Origin of the sequence: Micrococcus sp. 2A, from assembly GCF_039519235.1 — a bacterium.
Classification (GTDB): Bacteria; Actinomycetota; Actinomycetes; order Actinomycetales; family Micrococcaceae; genus Micrococcus.
In genome coordinates this window covers 2,484,975-2,506,257 of record NZ_CP154351.1, presented here as the reverse complement: position 1 = coordinate 2,506,257, position 21,283 = coordinate 2,484,975, and the positions used below count along the sequence as shown (strand labels likewise).

The 21,283-nt window shown below is 75.4% G+C and carries 22 protein-coding genes and 1 pseudogene; 7 read left to right on the top strand and 16 right to left on the bottom strand.

The window, feature by feature from the left end:
• Nucleotides 1–54: 54 nt before the first annotated feature.
• Both AAG742_RS11635 and AAG742_RS11630 read right to left on the bottom strand, forming a co-directional pair.
• Nucleotides 55–2,811 carry a YhgE/Pip domain-containing protein gene (locus tag AAG742_RS11635; RefSeq protein WP_298714408.1) on the bottom strand — a complete coding sequence of 919 codons (2,757 nt, stop codon included), beginning with the start codon at nucleotides 2,809–2,811 and terminating at the stop codon, nucleotides 55–57.
• Entirely contained in the window at nucleotides 2,812–3,561 is a 750-nt protein-coding gene (locus tag AAG742_RS11630; protein ID WP_298714405.1) for an ATP-binding cassette domain-containing protein, read from the bottom strand.
• 59 nt (nucleotides 3,562–3,620) lie between these two features.
• Between AAG742_RS11630 and AAG742_RS11625 the strand changes: the two genes are divergently transcribed.
• Nucleotides 3,621–4,229 carry a TetR family transcriptional regulator gene (locus AAG742_RS11625; protein WP_298714402.1) on the top strand — a complete coding sequence of 203 codons (609 nt, stop codon included), beginning with the start codon at nucleotides 3,621–3,623 and terminating at the stop codon, nucleotides 4,227–4,229.
• 128 nt (nucleotides 4,230–4,357) lie between these two features.
• On the top strand, nucleotides 4,358–4,906 hold the full coding sequence (locus tag AAG742_RS11620; protein ID WP_298714399.1) for a TIGR03086 family metal-binding protein: 549 nt from the start codon (nucleotides 4,358–4,360) through the stop codon (nucleotides 4,904–4,906).
• 30 nt (nucleotides 4,907–4,936) lie between these two features.
• On the opposite strand, the gene AAG742_RS11615 is transcribed toward AAG742_RS11620, so the two are convergent.
• From AAG742_RS11615 to arsB, 5 genes and pseudogenes are all read right to left on the bottom strand, one after another.
• Entirely contained in the window at nucleotides 4,937–5,620 is a 684-nt protein-coding gene (locus AAG742_RS11615) for a low molecular weight phosphatase family protein (RefSeq protein WP_298714396.1), read from the bottom strand.
• A 78-nt stretch (nucleotides 5,621–5,698) separates the two neighbouring features.
• A complete protein-coding gene (locus tag AAG742_RS11610) occupies nucleotides 5,699–7,408 on the bottom strand; it encodes a polysaccharide deacetylase family protein (protein WP_298714393.1) in 1,710 nt (569 codons plus the stop codon).
• A 106-nt stretch (nucleotides 7,409–7,514) separates the two neighbouring features.
• Nucleotides 7,515–7,961: an arsenate reductase ArsC gene (locus tag AAG742_RS11605; RefSeq protein ID WP_298714519.1), complete on the bottom strand. Its 447-nt coding sequence runs from the start codon at nucleotides 7,959–7,961 to the stop codon at nucleotides 7,515–7,517.
• Nucleotides 7,962–7,982: 21 nt separating this feature from the next.
• Nucleotides 7,983–8,384: pseudogene (locus AAG742_RS11600) on the bottom strand (low molecular weight phosphatase family protein); the annotation flags it as partial.
• 36 nt (nucleotides 8,385–8,420) lie between these two features.
• Nucleotides 8,421–9,587, bottom strand: coding sequence for an ACR3 family arsenite efflux transporter (gene arsB, locus AAG742_RS11595; RefSeq protein WP_298714390.1), 1,167 nt, complete (start codon nucleotides 9,585–9,587; stop codon nucleotides 8,421–8,423).
• A gap of 128 nt (nucleotides 9,588–9,715) precedes the next feature.
• On the opposite strand from arsB, the gene AAG742_RS11590 reads away from it, so the two are divergent.
• Complete coding sequence (locus AAG742_RS11590; protein WP_298987679.1) at nucleotides 9,716–10,090, top strand: metalloregulator ArsR/SmtB family transcription factor; 375 nt, start codon at nucleotides 9,716–9,718, stop codon at nucleotides 10,088–10,090.
• The gene (locus tag AAG742_RS11585; protein WP_298714384.1) at nucleotides 10,083–10,235 is read left to right on the top strand and encodes a hypothetical protein; all 153 of its coding nucleotides are present in this window, start codon (nucleotides 10,083–10,085) and stop codon (nucleotides 10,233–10,235) included. Before AAG742_RS11590 ends, AAG742_RS11585 begins: the two co-directional genes overlap by 8 nt.
• Here AAG742_RS11585 and AAG742_RS11580 read toward each other — a convergent pair.
• Together AAG742_RS11580 and AAG742_RS11575 are read right to left on the bottom strand one after the other, a co-directional pair.
• The gene (locus tag AAG742_RS11580) at nucleotides 10,196–11,008 is read right to left on the bottom strand and encodes a GTP pyrophosphokinase family protein (RefSeq protein ID WP_298714381.1); all 813 of its coding nucleotides are present in this window, start codon (nucleotides 11,006–11,008) and stop codon (nucleotides 10,196–10,198) included. The two genes, AAG742_RS11585 and AAG742_RS11580, sit on opposite strands and share 40 nt — an antisense overlap.
• A gap of 66 nt (nucleotides 11,009–11,074) precedes the next feature.
• Nucleotides 11,075–12,490, bottom strand: coding sequence for an FAD-linked oxidase C-terminal domain-containing protein (locus AAG742_RS11575; RefSeq protein ID WP_298714377.1), 1,416 nt, complete (start codon nucleotides 12,488–12,490; stop codon nucleotides 11,075–11,077).
• Between the two features lie 85 nt (nucleotides 12,491–12,575).
• Here AAG742_RS11575 and AAG742_RS11570 point away from each other — a divergent pair, with 85 nt between their 5' ends.
• The 3 genes from AAG742_RS11570 (at nucleotide 12,576) to AAG742_RS11560 (ending at nucleotide 15,439) form a co-directional block, all read left to right on the top strand.
• On the top strand, nucleotides 12,576–13,247 hold the full coding sequence (locus AAG742_RS11570; RefSeq protein ID WP_298714374.1) for a GNAT family N-acetyltransferase: 672 nt from the start codon (nucleotides 12,576–12,578) through the stop codon (nucleotides 13,245–13,247).
• On the top strand, nucleotides 13,247–14,572 hold the full coding sequence (gene glsA / locus AAG742_RS11565) for a glutaminase A (protein ID WP_298714371.1): 1,326 nt from the start codon (nucleotides 13,247–13,249) through the stop codon (nucleotides 14,570–14,572). Before AAG742_RS11570 ends, glsA begins: the two co-directional genes overlap by 1 nt.
• 132 nt (nucleotides 14,573–14,704) lie before the next feature.
• Complete coding sequence (locus tag AAG742_RS11560; protein WP_298714368.1) at nucleotides 14,705–15,439, top strand: Pr6Pr family membrane protein; 735 nt, start codon at nucleotides 14,705–14,707, stop codon at nucleotides 15,437–15,439.
• A gap of 8 nt (nucleotides 15,440–15,447) precedes the next feature.
• On the opposite strand, the gene AAG742_RS11555 is transcribed toward AAG742_RS11560, so the two are convergent.
• The 7 genes from AAG742_RS11555 to AAG742_RS11525 form a co-directional block, all read right to left on the bottom strand.
• On the bottom strand, nucleotides 15,448–16,065 hold the full coding sequence (locus AAG742_RS11555; RefSeq protein WP_298714365.1) for a GNAT family protein: 618 nt from the start codon (nucleotides 16,063–16,065) through the stop codon (nucleotides 15,448–15,450).
• Between the two features lie 5 nt (nucleotides 16,066–16,070).
• Entirely contained in the window at nucleotides 16,071–16,454 is a 384-nt protein-coding gene (locus tag AAG742_RS11550) for a hypothetical protein (protein WP_298714362.1), read from the bottom strand.
• 40 nt (nucleotides 16,455–16,494) lie between these two features.
• On the bottom strand, nucleotides 16,495–17,160 hold the full coding sequence (locus tag AAG742_RS11545) for an NAD(P)H-binding protein (protein WP_298714360.1): 666 nt from the start codon (nucleotides 17,158–17,160) through the stop codon (nucleotides 16,495–16,497).
• Between the two features lie 76 nt (nucleotides 17,161–17,236).
• Entirely contained in the window at nucleotides 17,237–18,292 is a 1,056-nt protein-coding gene (locus tag AAG742_RS11540) for a siderophore-interacting protein (RefSeq protein WP_298714357.1), read from the bottom strand.
• Nucleotides 18,289–19,158: an ABC transporter ATP-binding protein gene (locus AAG742_RS11535; RefSeq protein ID WP_298714354.1), complete on the bottom strand. Its 870-nt coding sequence runs from the start codon at nucleotides 19,156–19,158 to the stop codon at nucleotides 18,289–18,291. The genes AAG742_RS11540 and AAG742_RS11535 overlap by 4 nt, the downstream gene beginning before the upstream one ends.
• A complete protein-coding gene (locus tag AAG742_RS11530) occupies nucleotides 19,155–20,225 on the bottom strand; it encodes an iron chelate uptake ABC transporter family permease subunit (RefSeq protein WP_298714351.1) in 1,071 nt (356 codons plus the stop codon). The genes AAG742_RS11535 and AAG742_RS11530 overlap by 4 nt, the downstream gene beginning before the upstream one ends.
• Entirely contained in the window at nucleotides 20,222–21,277 is a 1,056-nt protein-coding gene (locus AAG742_RS11525) for an iron chelate uptake ABC transporter family permease subunit (protein WP_298714348.1), read from the bottom strand. The genes AAG742_RS11530 and AAG742_RS11525 overlap by 4 nt, the downstream gene beginning before the upstream one ends.
• Nucleotides 21,278–21,283: the final 6 nt, after the last annotated feature.

The following is a 21,283-nucleotide window of genomic DNA, read 5'->3' as shown; positions in this document are numbered from 1 at the left end:
CCGTCCCCGTCGCCCGCGCCGGGACGCGCGCCCGGGGTCCCGGGCGCGCGCCGCTCACTTCTCGAGCGCGGGGTGCAGGTCCTTCATGCGGAACCGCTGGCGTCTCCGGATCGCGAGCACGTCCAGCACGACCAGCACCGCGCCGAGGGCCAGGAGCACGGCCATCGGGCCCCAGTAGCGGGAGTCCAGGCCGCCGGAGATCGCGTGCCGGAACGCCTCGATCGAGTAGCTCATCGGCATGAACGGGTGCAGCCAGCGGAAGAACCCGGGCAGCACCTGGGCCGGGTACGTGCCGCCCGTGGAGGCCAGCTGCAGGATCAGCAGGACCAGCAGGACCGCGGAACCGGGCGTGCCGAGGGCGGTCTGCACGAGGTGGGCGAACAGCGAGAACACCACCGCCACCGCCGTGACCAGCAGGACCAGCCGCCACGGATGCACCGGCGCCATGCCCATCGGCAGAGTCGCCAGCAGCATGATCATCCCGCCCGCGGTGGCCACCAGCCCCACCGGCAGCCAGGCCGAGAGGGCGAGGGCGAGGGGATTGCGGCGGCCCGCGAGCATGCGTCCGCTGATGGGGCGCATGATGTTGAAGGCCGCGATGCCGAAGACCCAGAGGGCGATCGAGAAGAACATCGGCGCCATGCCGCGGCCGTAGACGTCGGCCGGGTTCTGCACGTCCATCGTCACGTCCACGGGGCGGGACATGACCAGGGCGGCGTCCTCGCCCTCGTCCTCGGAGAGCGCCGGGACCCGGTCGGCGCCGTCCTGGAGCTCCGTGGCGAGCGTGTGCGCGCCGTCGTCGAGGGATCCCAGGCCGTCCCGCAGCTGGCTCGAGCCGTCCTTGAGCTGGCCCAGGCCGGCGTCCAGGTCGCTGGCTCCGGTTCCGAGCTGGCCCAGTCCGTCGTCGAGGCTGCCGGCCCCGTCGGCCAGCTGGCCGACGCCGTCCGCGAGACTCGCGGCACCCGGGCTCAGCTGCGCCAGGCCGTCGTGCAGCGCGGTGGCGCCGTCCTGCGCCTGGCCGAGCCCGTCGTCGAGCGCGGTGGCGCCGTCGGAGAGCTGGGTGAGCCCGTCGGAGAACTTCCCGACGCCGTCGGCGAGGCTGTTCGCGCCATCATGGGCCGTGCCGAGTCCGTCGCTGAGCGTGCCCGCGCCGTCCTGCAGCTGTCCGATGCCGCCGTCGAGGGCGGTGGCGCCGTCGGAGAGCTGGGTGAGGCCGTCGGAGAACCTCCCGACGCCGTCGGCGAGGGTGTTCGCGCCCTCGCCGGCCTGCCCGATCCCCTCCTGCAGGGAGCCGGCACCGTCGGCGACGGCGTGGGCGCCGTCGTTGAGCCGGGTGATCTTGTCCTTCGCGTCGCCGGCCACGTCCTCCTGCACGGCGGACTGCACCCGATCGTTCGCCGCCGCCGACGTCTCGGCGATCTCGGCGGACCGGGCCTCGATGCGCGCGGAGCGCTCGGCGGCCGCGGCCAGGGTCTCGGCCAGCGCGGTGTAGCCGGGCTGGTCGGCGATCTCCGGGTTCTCCTCGGCGAGGGCGGCCAGCTGCTCCTGGGCCGTGCCGACGGCGCCCGAGACGCGGGTCTCCGCGGCCCCGGCAATCTCGTTCAGCCCTTGCACGTCCTGGTTCACGGCGGCCACGTCGGCCGCCACCGCGTCCTGGTTCTCGATCACGGTGTCGAGGCGGGGCGCCACGGTGTCGTAGAGCTCCTGGGTGCCCCCGGCCACCTGCCGCGCGCCGTCCGTGAGCTCGGCCGAGCCGGCGCCCAGCTCGTCGAGCCCGCCGGCCAGACTCTGCGCGCCCTCCCGGAGGGTGGGCACGTTGGCGTTCAGCTGGTCCGCGCCGTCCGCGAGCGCCGCGGAGCCCTCGCGCGCGGAGGCGAGGCCGTCCACGAGCCGGCTCGAGCCGTCGTCGAGCTGCGCCAGCCCGCCGGCCAGGCTCTGGGCGCCCTCGCGCAGGGCGGGAACGTTGGCGTTGAGCTGGCCGGCGCCGTCGGCGAGGGCGGCCGAGCCGTCCTTGGCCTGGGCCACGCCCTCGGCGAGCCGCGCGGAGCCCTCCTCGGCGGAGGCGGCCCCGCTGGCGACGCGGTCGGCGCCGTCCTTCGCGCTCCGGGCGCCGTCGGCGAGTTGGGCCGAGCCCTCCTTGGCCTGGGCGACGCCCTCCACGAGCCGGCCCGAGCCGTCCTTGGCCTGGGCGAGCCCGTCGTCGATGGACGTGGCCCCGTCGCGGGCCTGCCGGGCGCCGTCCGCCAGCTGGGCGGCTCCGTCGGCGGCCTGCACCATCCCGTCGCGCAGGGTGGCGATGTTGGAGAAGACGGCCTTGAAGTAGGCCTCGACGGCGGCCTGGTCCACCGAGTTCTCGATCTTGGACTGGCTCGAGGCGGTCACGGACCCGATCACGAAGCCGTTGGAGTCGTCCCGGCGCAGGGTGATCTGCGCCTGCTCCGGCGATCCGACGTCGTCGCTGGGGCTCACGAGGTCGGCGCTGAGGTCCTCCGGGATCTCGAGCACGAGGTAGTAGCGGCCCTCCCGCAGGCCCTCCTCGGCCTCTGCGCGCGTGGTCTCGTGCCAGTCGAACGCGCGGTCCTCCACGAGCTCGCGGGTGACGTCGGCGCCCGTGGTGAGGGTGCGGCCGTCGTACTCCACGGGCTGGTCCTCGTTCACGATCGCCACGGGGAGGCGGTCCATCCGGCCGTAGGGGTCCCAGTTGGCGGAGAGGTAGAGGGCACCGTAGATCGCGGGCACCAGGAGCACGAAGATCAGGGCGAGCAGGGGCAGCCCGGCGCGGAACCGGCGCAGCTCATAGCGGAACAGCATTCAGTCCTCCAGGGAGGGGGTCAGGGGGAGCACCACGGCGCCGCGGGGGACCGCGGAGGAGGTGAGGGCGCTGACGGCGAAGGGGTGTCCGAAGTCCCCGAGGGTCTCGAGGGCGGTGTAGACGCGGGCGAGCTGCGCGTCCGTGAGCGTGGCGTCGACGTCGTCGTAGGCCACGAGCCGGGCGGGGCGCAGGCACGCGAGCAGCGCGGTGAGGACCGTGCGCTCCGGTGCCGGGAGGTGCCCGACGGGGGTGCCGGGGTCGGCCTCGAAGCCGACGGCCTCGCTGAGCCGGGCGAACCGCGCGCGGCCGTCCCGGCGGCGGATGCCGTCCGTGAGGATCCGCTCCTCGAGCGACTCGCGGACGGTGAGGGTGGACTCGAGCTCGACGAGGTCGCCGACATGGGCCACGGCCGTGGCCTCGCGCAGGCGGTGCGCGTGGCGGACGCCGTCGATGCGGCCCAGGGTCAGCTCCCCGTCCACGCCCTGGAGCCGGCCCGTGAGGGCGAGGAGCAGGGCCGAGCGGCCCGAGCCCTGGGTGCCCAGGACGGCGAGCGGCGTGTGGGCGGGGAGGTCCAGGTCCACGGGCGCGAAGACGGTCCCGTTCCGGGTGCGCAGGGTCAGGCCGCGGGCCACGAGGTGGTGCTGGGCGGCGCGGGCGGCGACCCGCCGTGCCGGCGGGTCGAGGGGGGTGGGGGTCGCGGGGATCAGGGCGGGCTCCTTCGAGGGTGCTTTGCCGTGCTGCGCGGGCATCAGTACCATCGGTACTGGATTCATGCAGTATTCAATACCATCGGTACCGAAAGGGCAACATGGCCGTTCGACCCCGCAGCGCCGACGTGCGCGCCGACCTCCTGCACCACGCCGCCCGGGCGTTCGAGCACGAGGGGTACGTGAAGGCGTCGCTCGCCCGGATCGCGGCCGACGCCGGCTACACCAAGGGCGCGGTGTACTCGGGCTTCGGCGGCAAGCCGCAGCTGTTCGCGGAGGTGTGCGCCACCGAGTTCGAGCGGATCACCACGGAGGCGATGCGCGGCGTGGCGGCGGCGCTGGTCGAGGAGGGGGTGGGCCGGGAGGAGCTGACGCGCCGGCTCGCCGAGGCCCTGGGGTCCACGGTCCTGAACGCCTCGGGCCAGTGGCCGGTGCTGGTCCACGAGTTCCAGGCCGTGGCCCTGCGCGACGACGTGGTGGGCGCCGAGTACGCGGCCTTCAGCGAGCGCCGGCGCGCCTTCCTCGTGGAGCTGCTCGAGAACCACGAGTGGTTCGCGAGCGCGGACCACGCGGAGCTGACGCGGATGGCCGCGCTCCTGCTGATGCTCGTCCACACCGTCGCGGTGGAACGCCACCTCCGCCCGGACGAGGTGGACCGCGAGACGGTGCTCACGAGCATCGAGACCGTCATCGAGGCCCTGCTGCCCTGAGGGCGGCCCCTCAGCCCAGGCGCTTGCCCCCTCCACGGTGGCGGCGCTGCGCGGCGCGCGCCGGAATGGGGGATCATGTTCCCGGCGCGGACACGCCGTCCGCGTCGCACCGACCCTCAGGAGACCCCATGGCCACCACCGAGACCGAAGCCCGCTGGGACGCCGCCGCCGCCCCGTTCACCGCCCTCGTGCAGGCCGTGGCCGACTGGGACGCGCCCACCCCCTGTGACGGCTGGACTGCCGCGGACCTCCTGGACCACGTCGTCACCGCGGAGCGCGACTTCGCCGCCCGTCAGGGGCGCGAGGTCCCCGTGTTCGACGGCTCGCGCTCCCCGAGGCACCTCCAGTGGATCAAGCACGAGGTCGCCATGTCCGCCCTCGCGGGCGATCCGGAGTTCACGCAGCGGGCCATGGACACCGCGGTGGGCGCCATGACCGTGGGCGAGGCGCTGCTGCACTTCCACGTGTTCGACCTGATCGTGCACCGCTGGGACCTCGCCCGCTCGCAGGGCGTGGACGAGCAGTTCACGGACGCGGAGATGGACCACGTGGAGGCCGCCCTCGAGAGCTTCGGCGAGCGGGCCTACACCCCGGGGATCCTCGGGGCCGCGATCCCCGTGGCCGACGGCGCCCCGCGCCAGGAGCGCCTGCTCGCCCGCCTCGGCCGCCGGGCCTGAGGCCGCGCGGGGGACGCGGGAGCCGGCGGTTCAGCGCGGCAGGGTCGCCTGGATCTCGGCCCAGAGCTCGGCCACGCGCCGCTCGATGTCCGCCACGATCTCCTGGAGGCGGTCCCAGTCGGTCTCGGCGGGGTCGCCCACCGGCCAGTCCCGGTGCACGGTGTGCGGGTGGACCTCGCACTCGTCGCCGCAGCCCATGGTGATGACGTAGTCGGCCGTCCGGAGGATCTCCTCGGTGATGGGCTTGGGGAACGTCTCCTCCGGGTCCGCGCCGTGCTCGGCCAGCAGCGGGGCCACGGTGCCGTGGACGTGCGCGGCGGGGCGGGACCCCGCGGAGAGCACCCGAACGGCGTCGCCGGCGTGCTCGGCCAGCAGGGCGGCGGCCAGCTGGGAGCGGCCGGCGTTCTGCACGCACACGAAGAGCACGCGCGGGGCCTGTGGGTCCACGAGCCCCTCCGCCTCGGCCAGGGCGTCCAGCCGGGAGGCCGCGAAGCGCACGGCCATCTTCTCCAGGTGCGGCCCCGTGGTGCCGGCACGCGCCAGGTCGGCCAGGGCGTCCTGCACGTGGCGCTCCACCGTCTCGGCGCCGAGCGCCTCCGCATAGCGGCGGCGCAGCTCGCCGAGGCCCGCGGTGAGCGGGTCGACGGCATCCGGGCCGCTGGGGGTGCCGCGTCCGGGGTCGGGGGCGGCAGGGCCGGGATCAGCGATCCGCATGGGGTGGCCTCCTCGTGTCCTGGGGGCCGGGAGAAGGTGCGTTCCCGGCCAGGGTATCGCGTCTGACCTGCGGGGCCATCAGCCGTCCTGCAGGTCGGAGACGGTCACGAGGGTGTAGCCCTGGGACTGGAGCCAGGTCACCACGGGGTCCACGGCCTCGATGGTCGTGGCGTGGATGTCGTGCATCAGGATGATCCCGCCGGGGGCGGCCTCCTTCTTCACGATCGCGAGCGTCTTGGCGGGGTCGCGGTGCTTCCAGTCGAGCGTGTCGACCGTCCACATGGCCTTGCGCATGCCGTGGGCCTCGATCGCCGTGGTGACCGTGGCGTTGTAGGCGCCGTAGGGCGGACGCATGACCGCCGGCCGCACCCCGGTCGCGTGCTCGATGGCCGTGCTGGCCTTCGAGAGCTCGGCGTCCAGGGCTGCCCGGCCCAGCGGCTTCAGGAGGGCGTGCGTGTACGTGTGGTTGCCCACCTCGTGGCCCGCGGCGCTGATCTTCTTCGCGGTGCCCGGGAACGCATCGACGGAGGAGCCGATCATGAAGAAGGACGCCCGGACGTCGTGACGGGCCAGGATCTCCAGCAGCCGGGCGTCGGTCGCGGGCTTGGGGCCGTCGTCGAACGTCAGGGCGATGCAGCGCTTGACCGAGCAGTCCGTCCTGCCCCTGCCCGCGGCCGGGGTGGAGGAGGGCTTCTTCGTCGCGCTGGGGGCGGAGGAGGGCTTCTTCGTCGCGCTGGGGGTGGAGGAGGACTTCTTCGTCGCGCTGGGGGTGGAGGGTGCCGTGGGCGTCGCACGGGGCGCGGCCTCGGAGCTGGACGCCGGTGCGGGGGTGACGGGGGGTGTCAGAGCCGGGGCGGACGACGTCGGCCCGGCCGTGACGGGGGCATGCGCCGCGTTCCACGCCTCCACGTCGGGCCGGGTCACGGCCGTGCGGACCGCCCGCCCGGCGTCGGAGAGCCACGGCTCGACGTCGGACGCCGGGAGCGTGATCGCGGGCGTGCCCGCGCTGCCGGCCAGGACCGTGTGCTCCGAGAAGCCGATCGCGAGGTCGCCCTCCGGCGTGAACCACGTGCGGACGTCCCCGTCGCGGAGCTGCTCCCACGCGGTGTCCGCGCTGGAGGGGCTCATCTCCCGCTCGGCGCCGGGGAGGGCGTCCACGGCCGCGCGCACGCGCTGCTCCAGGAGGCCGCGGCTGTCCGAGGACACCAGGTCCAGGGGCTCGACCACCGTGCCGGCGGCGGCGTCGAACCACGTGGTCCGCTCCTCGATGGAGTGGCCCGCACCCGCGAACTCCGTCACCGACGTCAGCACGCCCACGATGTCCCGGGACACGCCCACCGCCTGCCACGAGCCGGAGAGCGAGGGGGGCGCCACGGAGACCTCGCTGCCCTCCGAGTCGGACCAGAACTGCTCGGCGCGCCGCTGCGCCTGATCGCGCAGGCGCGAGTTCAGGGGCTCGGCACCCGCGAGCTGCGGGACCACGAGGTGGGTGGCGCGGTGGTAGTCCGAGATCGTGCTCACGTCGAGGCCGGCGAACGGCATGCGGTCCAGGGTGGGGGTGCGGGGCCACTCCGGGGAGCCCTCCGTCGCGGTCGCGCCGGCCTCTGCCGCCGAGGGCGAGGAGGCAGGAGCGGAGGAGGCCGGCGCCGACGATGCGCCGGACGACGGCGCGGAGGACGCGGCCGGGCCGTCCGGGGACCCGCTCGAGCAGCCGGTCAGTGCCATCGCCGCGACGAGCGCGGCGGCGGCGAGCGGACGGAGACGGCGGGCGGGGCGGGACGAGAGCACCGGTCCAGGCTAAGCCTGAGACCGCGTCGCTCCTGCGGTCTTTCGGTCACGATCTGGCCACAGGTGTGCCAAGGTCTGCGGGATCGCCCGTCCGCGATGGTGCAGGTCACAGGCGCGGGAGCAGCTCTCTGACGAGCGTCTCCACGCGCGCGCGGATCTCGTCGCGGATCGGGCGCACGGCCTCGACGCCCTGGCCGGCCGGGTCCTCGACCGCCCAGTCCTCGTAGCGCTTGCCGGGGAAGACGGGGCAGGTGTCCCCGCAGCCCATGGTGATCACCACGTCGGAGTCCTTCACGGCGTCCGTGGTGAGGACCTTCGGGGTGTTCGCGGCGATGTCGATCCCCACCTCCGCCATGGCGGCGACCGCGGCCGGGTTGACCTCCTCCTTCGGGGCGGAGCCCGCGGAGCGCACCTCGACCCGGCCCTCGGCCAGGTGCTCGAGCCAGCCGGCAGCCATCTGCGAGCGGCCCGCGTTGTGCACGCACACGAAGAGCACGGAGGGACGGTCCTCGGCGTCCTCGTCGTCATCCGTCGGCGTCGCCTGCCCGGTCAGCTCCGCGAACAGGGCGTGCACGCGCGCGTCGATGTCGTCGCGCACGAGGCGCATGCGCTCGGCGCCCTCGACGCCTCGCTCGGAGGGCTCGTCGGTGCGCCACGTCTCGATGCTCCCGGCCATGCCCTCCGCCGGCTCGACCTTCGCCTCGTCGCCCAGCACCACCACACGGTCCACGCGGGCCACGAGCGCGGGGTCGACGGGCTTGGGCGTGCCGTGGGACATGTCCGCGCCGACCTCGGCCACCGACTCGGCGGCGAGGGCGTTGACCTCCTCACCGGGGTGGGTGCCGGCGGAGTGCACCTCCACGGCGTCGCCGGCGAGGCGCTCCATGAGGGCGGCGGCCATCTGGGACTTGCCGCCGTTCTTCCTGCAGACGAACAGGACGGAGGGGCGGGCGGCGGCGGTCTGCTGATCGTTCACGGGGTTCTCCTGGAGAGGGTGGGAGGGAGGTGGGCGTCAGGGGCGGGCGGCGGCGTCGCGCTCGGTCGGCTCGGAGGCACTGCCGGACACGACGGGGCCGGGCACAGTGGGATCGTTCGGGAACAGGCGGCGGCCGAGCCACATCGAGACGTAGACGAGGGCCACGAGCACGGGCACCTCGATCAGCGGCCCGACGACGCCGGCGAGGGCCTGTCCGGAGGTGACGCCGAACGTGCCGATCGCCACGGCGATGGCCAGCTCGAAGTTGTTGCCGGAGGCCGTGAAGGCCACCGTGGTGGCGCGGGCGTAGTCGAGGCCCACGGCGCGGGCCAGCAGCAGGGAGCCCAGGAACATGATCACGAAGTAGGCCAGCAGCGGCAGCGCGATTCGCGCGACGTCGAGGGGGCTCTCGACGATGGCCTGGCCCTGGAGGGCGAAGAGCAGCACGATCGTGAAGAGCAGGCCGTAGAGCGCCCACGGGCCGAGCTTCGGCAGGAACCGGTTCTCGTACCAGTCGCGCCCCTTGGCCCGCTCGCCCACCGTGCGGGTCAGGAAGCCGGCGAGCAGCGGGATGCCGAGGAAGACGAGCACGGAGAGGACGATCGCCCCGACGGAGAACTCGGCCGACGTCGTCGGGAGCCCGAGCCAGGCGGGGAGGACCTGGAGGTAGAACCAGCCGAGGACGCCGAAGGCGAGCACCTGGAAGACCGAGTTGATCGCCACGAGGACGGCGGCGGCCTCGCGGTCGCCGCACGCGAGGTCGTTCCAGATGAGCACCATGGCGATGCACCGGGCCAGGCCCACGATGATCAGGCCCGTGCGGTACTCGGGCAGGTCCGCCAGGAAGAGCCATGCGAGGCCGAACATGAGCGCGGGGCCCACGATCCAGTTGAGGAGCAGCGAGGTGGCCATGAGCCGGCGGTCCGCGGTGATGCGCCGCGTCTCGTCGTAGCGGACCTTGGCCAGCACGGGGTACATCATCACGAGCAGGCCGACGGCGATCGGCACGGAGACGTTGGCGATCGTGACCGACTCGAGGGCGTGGTCGAGGCCGGGGATGAGGTTGCCCAGCAGCAGGCCCAGGCCCATGGCCAGCAGGATCCACAGGGGGAGCCAGCGGTCCAGGAAGGACATCTCCTTGAGGACGGGATGGTGGTCGGCGGAAGGGGTGCGGGCGGCGGGGGCGACGACGGGAGGGGTCATGTCAGCCTGTTCGGGTCGGTCCGGCGGGGGAGGGGAGCGGTGACGCGACGCGAGGGGTCGCGTCGACGCAGGGCATGTGGACGCGACGATCACAGATCGATGGACGTCAATGTGAGTAGCATGCTCGCATGAGCACCCCCCTGTCCACGCGTGAACCCCCGGGGTCTGGGCCCGACGCGGGCGCCCTGCCCGCCGACTGCTGCTCCCTCACCACGGCGCCCCTCTCGGCCGACGCGGCGTCACGGACCGCCGTCGTGTTCAAGGCCCTCGCGGACCCCATGCGCCTGCGCCTGCTCTCCCACGTGGCGGCGCAGGGCTGCGAGAACGTGTGCGCGTGCGACCTCACGGCGGAGCTCGGGATCGCGCAGTCCACGGTGAGCCATCACATGAAGCGCCTCGTGGACGCGGGGCTGCTCACGCGCGAGCAGCGCGGTCGCTGGGCGCACTACACCGTGGTCCCGGAGGCCTTCGAGCAGCTCCGGGGGGTGCTCGGCCTTGACTGAGGTGACGTCCTCGGACCACCGCCGCGCGGTCTGCGGCACCCTCGCGCCGGGCCGCTCGAACGCGCACGTCCTCCTCGAGGACGGCCGGGCGGTGCGGGCCTGGATCTACGCGCTCGCCCCGGACGCGGTGCCGCCGGCGGGCTGACCCGCGTCGCCGGGGCCCTCGGCGACCTGCCGGTGCAGGTGCTCCATCCGGCAGTCCAGGTCCGCCGCCACGCGGGCGGCGGCCACGAGCTCCGTGGCGATGTCGGCGGGCACGTCCCCCTGGAACTTGTAGTTGATCTTGTGCTCGAGCGACGCCCAGAAGTCCATGGCGATCGTGCGGAACTGCATCTCCACGGTGACGTGGCGCGTGCCCGTGGAGAAGTGCACCGGCACCTCCACGAGGCAGTGCAGGCTGCGGTAGCCGCTGGGCTTGGGGGAGGCGATGTAGTCCTCCACCTCCACGAGGCGGATGTCCGGCTGCGAGGTGAAGTGGCGGAACACGCGGTAGACGTCCTCGGTGAAGCTGAGGATCACGCGCGCCCCCGCGATGTCCGTGACCGTGCGGCGCATGGCGTCCAGGTCCAGGGAGAGCCCGCGGTCGGCGGCCTTGCGCAGGATGGACTCGGGCGACTTGACCCGGGTGACGATGTGCTCGATCGGGTTGTGGTCGTGCGCCAGGGCGAACTCGTCCTGCAGGGTCTCCAGGCGCGTCTCCACCTGCACCAGGGCGGAGCGGTACTCGAGGTCGAACCGCTCGAAGTCCTCCCGCAGGGCGCCGAGGGCCCGCGTCATGGCCGGCGGCATCTGCGTCAGCTGCGCGACGGGGGTGCGGCGCAGGGTCTCCAGGGCCGTCGCCGCTGAGGGCGCGCGCTCGGACGGCGACGGCGGGCGCTCCGGCGACGGCGGAGGCGTGCGGGGCTGCTCCTCGGGCATGCCCCCGAGCGTAGAGCCGTCGCCTTGGAGGGCCCTGGGATCTCCACAGCCGCCGCCCGGGCCCCGTCAGGCCGCGTCCGGCGTGAACATCTTGCCCGGGTTGAGGATCCCGTGCGGGTCGAAGACGGCCTTGATCCGCTCCTGCAGCGCGTGCTGGGCCTCCCCGAGCTCGTCCTTCAGGAACGCCCGCTTGAGCAGGCCCACGCCGTGCTCTCCGGTCAGGGTGCCGCCCAGCTCCAGTCCGGCGGCGAACAGCTCGCCCGCCGCCTCCCACACGGCCTCCGGGATCGCGGTGCCGGCCTCGCCGCCCACCTCGCCCGCCGAGCCGAACACCAGCACCGGGTGCAGGTTTCCGTCCCCGGCGTGGGCCGACGTCGGGATGGCGACGCCCGTGCGCGCCTCGATCTCCCGGATCCGCGCGAACATCTCCGCCATGCGGCTGCGCGGCACCGCGACGTCCTCCACGAGCGGGGTGCCGAGCGCCTCGAGGGCGGGGAACGCGCTGCGGCGCAGGGCCATGAGCGCCTCCGCCTCCCTGGGGTCCGCGGTGGCGGTCACCGCGCCGCCGGCCGTCTCCATCAGGGCCGCCATCGCGGCGCCGTCCTCGGCCGCCCCCGCGCCGTCGGCCTGCACCAGCAGGAACGCGCCGCGCTCGGGCAGCGCCGCGCCCAGCTCCGGGCCGACGTACGCGCGCACCGCCGCGAGCGTGGCCTCGTCCATGAGCTCCATCAGGGCCGGCACGTGGCCCGCGCCCGTGACGGACTGGGCGGCGGCCGCGGCGGCGACGACGTCGGAGAAGAACCCGCCCAGGGTCACCTGGGCGCCCCGGACGAGCGGGCGCAGCGCGAGCGTGGCGCCCACGATCACGCCGAGGGTGCCCTCCGAGCCGATCAGCAGGGCGGTGAGGTCGTAGCCCGTGACGCCCTTGACCGTGCGGTGGCCGAGGCGCAGGAGCGTGCCGTCGGCGAGCACCACGTCCAGCCCCAGCACCGCCTCACGCGTGACGCCGTACTTGGCGCACAGCAGCCCGCCCGCGTTCATCGCGATGTTGCCGCCCACGGTGGAGATGTCCTTCGAGGCCGGGTCGGGCGCCCACCACAGCCCGTGCTCGGCCAGGCGCGCGTTGAGCGCGCCGTTGAGGATCCCGGGCTCGACGACGGCGACGCGGTCCGCGGGGGAGACCTCGAGGATCCGGTCCATCGCCCTGACGTCCAGCACGATCTCGCCCGCCCCGGCGACGGCGCCCCCGGCCAGCCCCGTGCCTGCCCCCCGGGTCACGAGCGGGGTCCGCGTGGCGTGGGCGATCCGGCACGCGGCCTGCACGTCCTCCACGCGGCCGGCGCGCACCACGGCCAGCGGAGCGGCGGGGGAGCGGTGGCCGGATCGGTCGGTGCGGGCGGCCTCGAGGGCCTCCGCCGCGGTGTCCACGCGGCCGGGCAGCTCCCGCTCGAGCAGGGCGAGCACGTCGGGGGTCGTCGTCATGGCCCCCAGTGTCCCCGATCACGTCGGCCCCCGCGCGCCGGTGACGCCGGGCCGCGACGGCGCCGCGGTCCCTAGACTGGCGGCCATGACCTCCCCGGACCCCTCCCCGGCCCTCGACCGCGCCCGCGTGCAGGTGGTGACCCTGCGGCCGGACGCGCTGCGCGGGAGCACCGTGCGCCGGGTGGCGTCCGTCCTCGCCGAGTCCTTCCTCACCGACCCCTACACGGTCTCCTTCCTCCCCGCGGCCCGGAGGGTCGAGCGGCTGACCCGCAAGTTCTCCGGTGCGGTGCGGGACGCCCTGTCTCCCGGGCCCGACGGGCGGGTGCCCGGCGCGGTCGACGTCGCCGTGGACCCCGCGGACGGCACGGTCCTCGCCGCCGCCCTGTGGGGGGCGCCGGACGCGCCGCGCGGCACCACCGTGCCGGCCGCCGTCGCCTCCGTGCCCGGCCTGCTGCGCGTGCACGGCGCCCACGCGCTGGACATGGCGCTCACCGTGGCCGCGTGCGAGCGCGCCCGCCCGACGGTCCCGCACTGGTACCTCGCGGACCTCGGGACCCTTCCCGCGGCCCGCGGCCGGGGCGCGGCGAGCGCCCTCGTGCGCCACCGGCAGCGGCGCGCGGACGGCACCGGGATCTACCTCGAGTCCTCCACCCGGGCCAACGTGCCGTTCTACGCGCGCCTCGGGTTCGCCGAGATCGAGCCCGTGCGGGCGTTCGGCACCGAGGACCTCACCGGCATGTGGTGGGAGGCCCGCTGATGCGTCACCCGATCCAGGACTACCTGCGCTCCCTCCACGACTCCCTCCGGGACTCCAACGAGGGCGAGCTCGCGCAGTACATCCCCACGCTGGCCACCGCGGACCCGGACCGGCTGGGCATCGCCCTCGCCACCGTCACGGGGCACCTCTACGCCGCCGGCGACGACGAGACGGAGTTCACCATCCAGTCCGTCTCCAAGCCGTTCGGGTACGCGGCCGCCCTCATGGACCGCGGCCGCGCCGAGGTGGACGCCCGCGTGGCCCTGAACCCCTCCGGGGAGGCGTTCAACGAGCTCTCCCTCGAGGCGGAGTCCCACCGCCCGGACAATGCCATGATCAACGCCGGCGCCATCGCCGTGCACCAGCTCCTCGTGGGGCCGGACGCGCGCCCGCAGGAGCGGATCGACCGGCTCGTCTCCCTGCTCTCCGCGCTCGCCGGCCGGCCACTGCGGGTGGACCAGGAGTCCTACGAGGCCGAGCTGGCCACCGCGGACCGCAACCTCTCCCTCGGCCACATGATGCGCAGCCACGGCATCATCCAGGACCGTGCCGAGGACGTCGTCGCCGGGTACATCGCGCAGTGCTCCGTCCTCGTGACCGCCCGCGACCTCGCCCTCATGGGCGCGTGCCTCGCCGCGGGCGGCCTCCACCCGCTCACCGGCGAGCGGGTCATCGCGGCGCGCGTGGCCCGCCAGGTGCTCTCCGTCATGAGCTCCTCCGGGATGTACGACGACGCCGGGCAGTGGCTCGTGGACGTGGGGATCCCGGCGAAGTCCGGCGTGGCCGGGGGCGTGCTCGGCGCCCTGCCCGGACAGGTGGGGATCGGCGTGTTCTCCCCCCGCCTGGACGCCCACGGCAGCTCGCTGCGCGGCGTGCGGGTGTGCCGCCGCATGTCCGAGGACCTGAACCTGCACATCATGGAGGCCGACGCCCTGGGCGGCACCGTGGTGCGCCACGTCAGCCGCGAGGGCGCCACCGTGCGCCTGCACCTGCAGGGCGTCATCCGCTTCGGCGGCGCGGACGCCGTGGTCTCGGCGCTCGCGGACCTCGGCACGGGCGAGCGCCGGCAGCGGGGCTGGTCCTGGGACGGGGATGAGCACCCGGATGTGGCGGCGTGCACCGCCGTCGGCCGGGGCGCCCTGGAGGACGCGGTGGCGGCCGGCGAGGAGGACGGGGCCATCGAGGAGGTCGTGCTGAACCTCGAGCGGGTGGACCGGGTGACCGAGGTGGGGCGGCGGCTCATGGCGGAGGGCGTGCACCGCCTCGAGGCCGACGGCGTCCGCGTGCGGATCGACGATCCGGACGGGGTCCTCGCCGAGGTCTGAGGGCGGGGTGCGCGCGGGGGCGGGCGCCCCCGCGCGTGCGTTCTTCCTCTCGACGACTTCCGTTCATCTTCCGTTCATGCAACACTGGGGGATTCCTCCGTCCCGCCACCGCGTTCTCGTGCGAGGTCCCCCATGCCCCTTCCCACCCCCCGCGTCAGCCTGCCCTCCTCCCTGCACCGCCTGCGTCGTCATCGCCGCACGGCGGCCGTCGCGCCGCGCCCGGTCGCGCGTCTGGCGTGGTGGAGCGCCGGCGTGCTGCCCGCCGTCGGGTGCCTCACCTCGTTCTCCATCGGGGCCAGGAAGGCGACCGTGGTCATCCCGGGCGTGGGCTACCAGGGCGGCTTCTCCGCCGGGTGGGCGCACGCCCTGAACCAGCCGGCCTACTTCACGTGGCTGTCCAACGCGCTCGTGGCCGGCACCTCCCTGACGCTCGCGGCGCGGGACACGGCGCCGACGTCGGACGCGTTCTGGGCCCTGCGCACCGCGGGGCTGGGCTCCGTGATGGTCACGGGCATCGTGTACAACGCCGTGCTGCGCGGCCACGAGGAGGACACCGCGCTCTACCGCGTCAACGACACGCTGCAGCACGTGGTGAACCCCGTGCTCGCCCCCGCCGTGTGGGCGCTCTTCGACCCCCGTGGGCAGATCACGCACCGCCGGGCCGGCCTCGCCTCCGTGATCCCCCTGCTGTGGGCCGCCATGACCATGACGCGCGGGCGGCGGATCGACTGGTACCCCTATCCGTTCCTGGACGTGCCGCGCCTCGGCTCCCGCACCGTCGGGCTCGTGCTGGTGGGGATCCTCACCGGCTTCACCGGCTTCATGGGGATGCTCGGCGACCTCGACCGGCGCCTCACGCCGGCCTGAGCGGTGCGTCACGCCCTCCGTGCCGCCGCCCACTCGTGGTGCAGGAGCCCCATGACGTGGCAGTCCACCCAGCGCCCGTCCAGCAGCAGGGCCTCGCGGAGCGTCCCCTCGAGCACGAAGCCCAGCTTCCTGTAGACGTGGACCGCGCGTGGGTTGTGGGCGTACACCTCGAGGCCCACCCGGTGCAGTCCCACGGTGCCGAACGCGTGGTCCAGGACGAGGCGCAGCGCCCGCGTCCCGATCCCGCGGTCCCGCTCCCGGGCGAGCCACAGGCGCATCCCGCCCACCCGGTTCTCCGCGTCCAGGTCCAGCAGGAGGACCTCGCCCACCACCGCGCCGTCCACCTCGATGGCCCAGACCGCGCGGTCCTCAGCCCCCGCCCAGCGGTCATAGACCGCCCTCAGCTGGGCGGGGCTCAGATCCGGCTCGGCCTCGCCGCGGGCCAGCGCCTCGGCCTCGGCCGTGGAGGAGACGGAGCCGGTGAGCACCTGCACCTCGACGTCCCGCATGAGCGCGCCGAGGCTGCGCGCGTGGCGGCCGTCGGCGGCGCGGAGGGCGAGTTCGCCATCGGCCAGCTCGGGGACCTCGCAGAGCGAGGGCCCTCCCTCCGGAGCGCCCTCGCGCACCGGCGTCAGCCCTGGAGGCGGCGCAGCTCCACGGGCTGCCCGCACGCGAAGGAGGCCTCGGCGGCGTAGGTGCGGGCACCGGCGTCGTCCGGGGCCTCGACGATCCAGAACCCGCCCATCTGCAGGTCTCCCCGGGCGAGGATGCCGCCGCGCACCTCGGCCGCGGTGCTCGCCTTCTCCGGCCCCTCCGCGGCGGTGGCGTCGACCACGAGCGCCTCCTCCGGGGGCATCAGGCCGCCCGCGCCCACGAAGGCGCCGGCGTTCTGGAGCATGGCGTTGTAGGCGCTGACGCGCTCGTGCGCGATCTGCATCTCCTCGGGGGACTGGTACGCGGCGCCGGTGGCGTGGACGCCCGGCGCGTGCCACACGGTGATCAGGTACAGGCTCATGCGCCCATTCGGGCATACGGGGCGGGGCGCGTCAAGGGCCTCAGGCCGCCTCGACCGCCTCGGTGATCGGGGTGTCGCCGTCCACGAACTCGATCCGCGTGCGCACCGTGGACGGGTCCTCGAGCACGGCCGCGATCACGCGGGCCACGTTCCCGCGGGAGACCTCGCCCCTCGGGGCGTCCGGGGCGTCGAGGTCCGGGTCCACCGTGATGCGGCCGGTGGGCTCCACGAGGGTGAGCGCGGCGGGGCCCAGGATGGTCCAGTCCAGGTCGGTCGCCTGCAGCGCGGCGTCCGCCTCGGCCTTCGCCTGGGCGTAGGGGAAGAAGTCGTCGTCCTCGGGCAGGCCGTGCTCCAGCGAGGCGCCGAGGTAGGAGACCATCACGTAGCGCCGCACGCCCGCGGCCTCGGCGGCGCGCATGCTCGCGACGGCGGCGTCGTGGTCCACGGCGCGGGTGCGCTCGGGGGAGCCGCCGCCGGCGCCGGCGGAGAAGACGATCGCGTCCTGCCCCCGGAAGGCCTCGGTGAGCTCGTCCACGCCCGCGTGCTCGATGTCCAGCACGAGGGGGGTGGCCCCGGCCTGCTTGACGTCGGCGCTCTGGGCGGCGTCGCGGATGGCTGAGGTGACGGTGTGGCCGGCGGCGGCGACCAGCGGGGCGGCCAGCAGGGCCACCTTGCCGTGGCCGCCGAGGATGAGCACGTTCGACATGAGGTTCTCCTTCGTTCCTGCATCGGATGGGTCTGGAGCCCACGCTAGGCCTGGCGGGTGCGCCCGCGGCAAGGATTCAGCTCTCCGCCTGGCCCTCCCGCCAGTAGCCCATGAAGGAGACGTGCTTCTTCGGCACGCCGCCGGGGCCCACGCTGAGCCGGCGCAGGGCGCGCACCATCGCGGACTCCCCGGCGAGGAACACGTAGGCCTCGGGCCGTTCGTCGGCCTCGAGGGCGGCGACGGTCCACTCGCGCTCGGGGGAGGCCGCGGGCGGCGCGACCGGCCCGCCGGCGTCGTCGGGGTCCACGCCCAGCAGGGCGGCGAGGCGGGCGTGCGCCCAGGACCCCGACGGCGCCCCCGGCGCCCGGCGGCCCACGTGCAGGCGCACGCGGCCCCGGTCCGCCAGCTCCGTCACGGCCCGCCAGTCCCACGGTTCGGGGACGGCCAGGCGCTCGGCGATGAGGTCGGCGGCCTGCCCGTCATGGGGCAGCTCGAGCACGAGGTCCGCCTCGCCGTCGAACCCGCCGAACGGGTCCGCGAGCTCCTCCGCCACGGACACCAGGGCGGGGACGGCGGTCTCGTCGCCCACGGCCAGCACACGGTGCGCCCCCGTCTGCCGCCAGCCGGACCACGCCGGCGCCTCCGCCGAGGGCACCAGCACGTTCACCGCGTCCCCCGCCTGGACGGCGCGCGCCCAGCGCAGGCCCGGCCCCTGATGCGGGTCGGCGGAGTCGTCCGGGTCGCCGTGCAGCACCACGTCCACGGTCAGCGAGGGCACCTGCCGCCCGTCGAGCCGCACGAGCCCGGCCGAGCGCACCGTGTACGTGCGCATCCAGCCGCGCCCCTCCTCCGGGATGGCCAGGAACCCGGCGCGGAACCCGGCGGACAGGTCCGGGTCCGCCGACGTCCCGCCCGGCGGGGGGATCAGCAGCTTCACATAGGCGTCCCGGCGCGGCCGCGCGCCCCGGTACAGGGCGTGCAGGTCGGCGACGCCGGGCGGCAGCAGTCCCAGCAGGTCCCCGCTGGCGGCCTCCAGGTCCGGGCCCGCCAGCACGATCCGCCGGAACCCGCGGCACGGCTGCTCCACGGACACCACGCGCGTGTGCGCCACGATCATGCCGTCGGCGCTCATCGGCGGTCCCCGTCCCCGCGCGGCAGCACCACGGGGTGGCCCAGCAGCGGGTCGGCCACCACGTCCGCGTCCAGGCCGAACACCTCGGCCAGCACCTCCGGCACGATCACCTCGCCCGGCGTGCCCTGCGCCACCACCCGGCCCGCGGCCATCGCCACGATGTGGTCCGCACTGCGCGCCGCCAGGTTCAGCTCGTGCAGCACCGCGACGACGGTCGCTCGGCCCCCGCCGCGCGGGTCCGGGAGCGCGCGCACCAGGTCCAGCACCTCCACCTGATGGCTGAGGTCGAGGTAGCTCGTGGGCTCGTCGAGGAGCACCACCGGGGTCTGCTGGGCGAGCACGAGGGCGAGCCACGCCCGCTGCCGCTGCCCGCCGGAGAGCGTGCCGGCCTCGCGCTCGGCGAGCTCCACGAGGTCGGTGCGCTCGAGCGCCGAGGCGATCGCGGCGTCGTCGCCGGCGGCCCGGCCGCCCAGGAGCCCGCGGTGCGGGTGACGGCCGCGCGCCACGAGCTGCGCCACCGTCATGCCCTCGGGCGCCACGGGATGCTGGGGCAGCAGCGCCACGGTGCGGGCGTAGTCGCGCGCGGACACGCGGGCGGCGTCCCGGCCGAGCACCTCGATGCTCCCGGCGCGCGGGGCGAGCTGGCGGGTCAGGCCGCGCAGCAGCGTGGACTTGCCGCAGCCGTTGGCGCCGATGATCGCGGTGACGCGCCCGGCGGGCACGTCCAGGTCGAGGTCCTCGACGATCGGCGGCGCCGAAGCCGGGCCGTAGCCGAGCGTCAGGCCGCGCAGGCGGATCGCGACGTCGTTAGCGGCCCCGGCGCGCGGTGCGGCGGGGGACGGGACGGTGAGCGGGGGAGCGGTCATGCGGGGCGCACGCCTCCTGGGGTCCGGCCCTGGCGCAGCAGCAGCCAGAGCATGAGCGGGGCGCCGGCGGCGCCGGTGAGCACACCGGTGGGCAGGGCGGCGCCGGTGAGCAGGGGGACGGCCTCGCCGGCCACGAGGTCCGCGAGCAGCACGAGCGCGGCGCCCGTGAGCGCCGCCGCGGGCAGGGAGGGCAGGCCGCGGGTGAGCCCGCGCGCCACCGGGGTGGCCAGCAGCGCCACGAACGCCAGCGGCCCCACGACGGCGGTCGCCACGGCGGCCAGCACCGCGCCGAGCCCCAGCGCCGCGGCCGAGGTGGGGCGCGGTCGGGCGCCGAGGGCGTGCGCGAGGTCCGGGCCGACGTCGGCGGGGGCCAGCCGCGCGTGGAGCACCCCCGCCAGCGGCAGGGCGGCCACGAGCACGCCCGCGAGCAGCGCGATGCGGCCCCACGTGACCCCGTTGAGCGAGCCGGCGATCCAGACGGTGGCCGACTGCAGGTCGTGCTGGGCCAGCGAGAGCATGGCCCCGGCCACCACGGCCTGGCCCGCCGCCGCCACCGCGATGCCGGCCACCACGAACCGTTCGCCACCCACCGAGCGGGCCGTGGCGAACACGGCGACCACCGCCGCGAGGCCGCCGATCAGTGCCGTGGCGGCGCGCGTCAGGTCCGATCCGCCACCGGTCTGCCCGGCGGTCGCCAGCATCCCCAGCACGACCGCCGCCGCGGCGCCCTGGGTGACGCCCAGGATGTCCGGCGAGGCCAGGGGGTTGCGCAGGGTGCGCCGGTAGAGCGCGCCGGCCGCGCCCAGGGCGGCGCCGGTGAGCACCGCGGCCACGGCGCGGGGCAGCTTCTCCTCCAGCACGATGAAGCTCGCTCCCGGGATCGTCTCCCCGGCCAGGATCCGCACGAGGTCCGGGACGGTCACCTGGTACGTGCCCCACACCACGCGCAGCAGGGCGAGGACCAGCACGGCCACGGCGAGGCCCGCACAGGCCCATCCGAGGCGGCGCCGGTCGGAGCGGCGCAGGCGGGCGACGACGTCGTCCGAGGCGGTGCGCTGGAGGCTCATGCGGCCACCCCCGGGCGGCGCAGCAGCGCCAGCAGCACGGGCACGCCGAGCAGGACGGTGGTCACCCCGAGGTGGATCTCCCCGGGCGCCACCACGAGCCGGCCGGCGAGGTCCGCGAGGATCACGAGGACGGCGCCCCACAGGGCGCAGCCGACCATCAGGGCCCGCGTGCTCGGCGGCCGCAGACGGCGCAGCGCGTGGGGCACGAGCAGCCCCACGAACCCGACCGGCCCGGCCAGCGCCACCGCCGCGGCCGTGAGCAGCACGACCGCGCCCAGCAGCACCGCGCGCACCCGCTCCGGGCGCCCGCCCAGGCCGTGCGCGAGGTCGTCGCCGAGGGCGAGGGCGTCGAGCCCGGGGGCCACCACGACGGCGGCCAGCAGCCCGACGGCGATCACGGGCGCCAGGGCGAGCGCCTCGCCGAGGTCGGCGCGGGCCACCGTGCCCACGGCCCAGAACCGCAGGCGGTCCTGGACCGTGGGGGAGAGCACGAGCAGCGCCGTGGTGCCGGCGGTGGCGCCGGCGGTGAGCGCGGCGCCGGCCAGCACGAGCGCCATGGGGGAGGGGGCGCCGGGCGTCCGGCCCCCCCGCGTGGCGGCCGCGGCCACCGCGTAGCCGAGCGCCGCCGCGACCAGCGTCCCGACGGCGGCCAGCGCCAGCACCCCGAACGTGGAGCCGGCGACGCCGAGCGCCATGCCCGCCGCCACGGCCAGCCCCGCGCCGGCGGAGAGCCCGAGCAGCCCCGGGTCGCCGAGCGGGTTGCGGGTGGCCCCCTGGAGGGCGGCGCCGGCCACGGCCAGCGCCGCCCCCACGAGCGCCCCCGTCACCACGCGGGGCACGCGGGAGGCCACGGCCGCCGCCTCGATGCCCTCCGGCACGGGGTGCCCGGTGAGGACCGCGCCCAGGGTGTCGAGCGCCGTCGTCGCCGGCACGGTGCGCGCGCCGAGGGCGACGCCGGCCACGAGCGCCGCCAGCAGCAGCGCCGCGGGCAGGGCGCCCATCAGCACGCCCGCGCGGGCGCGGGCCGGGGAGGAGAGGGCCGTGGACGGCATGGGGTG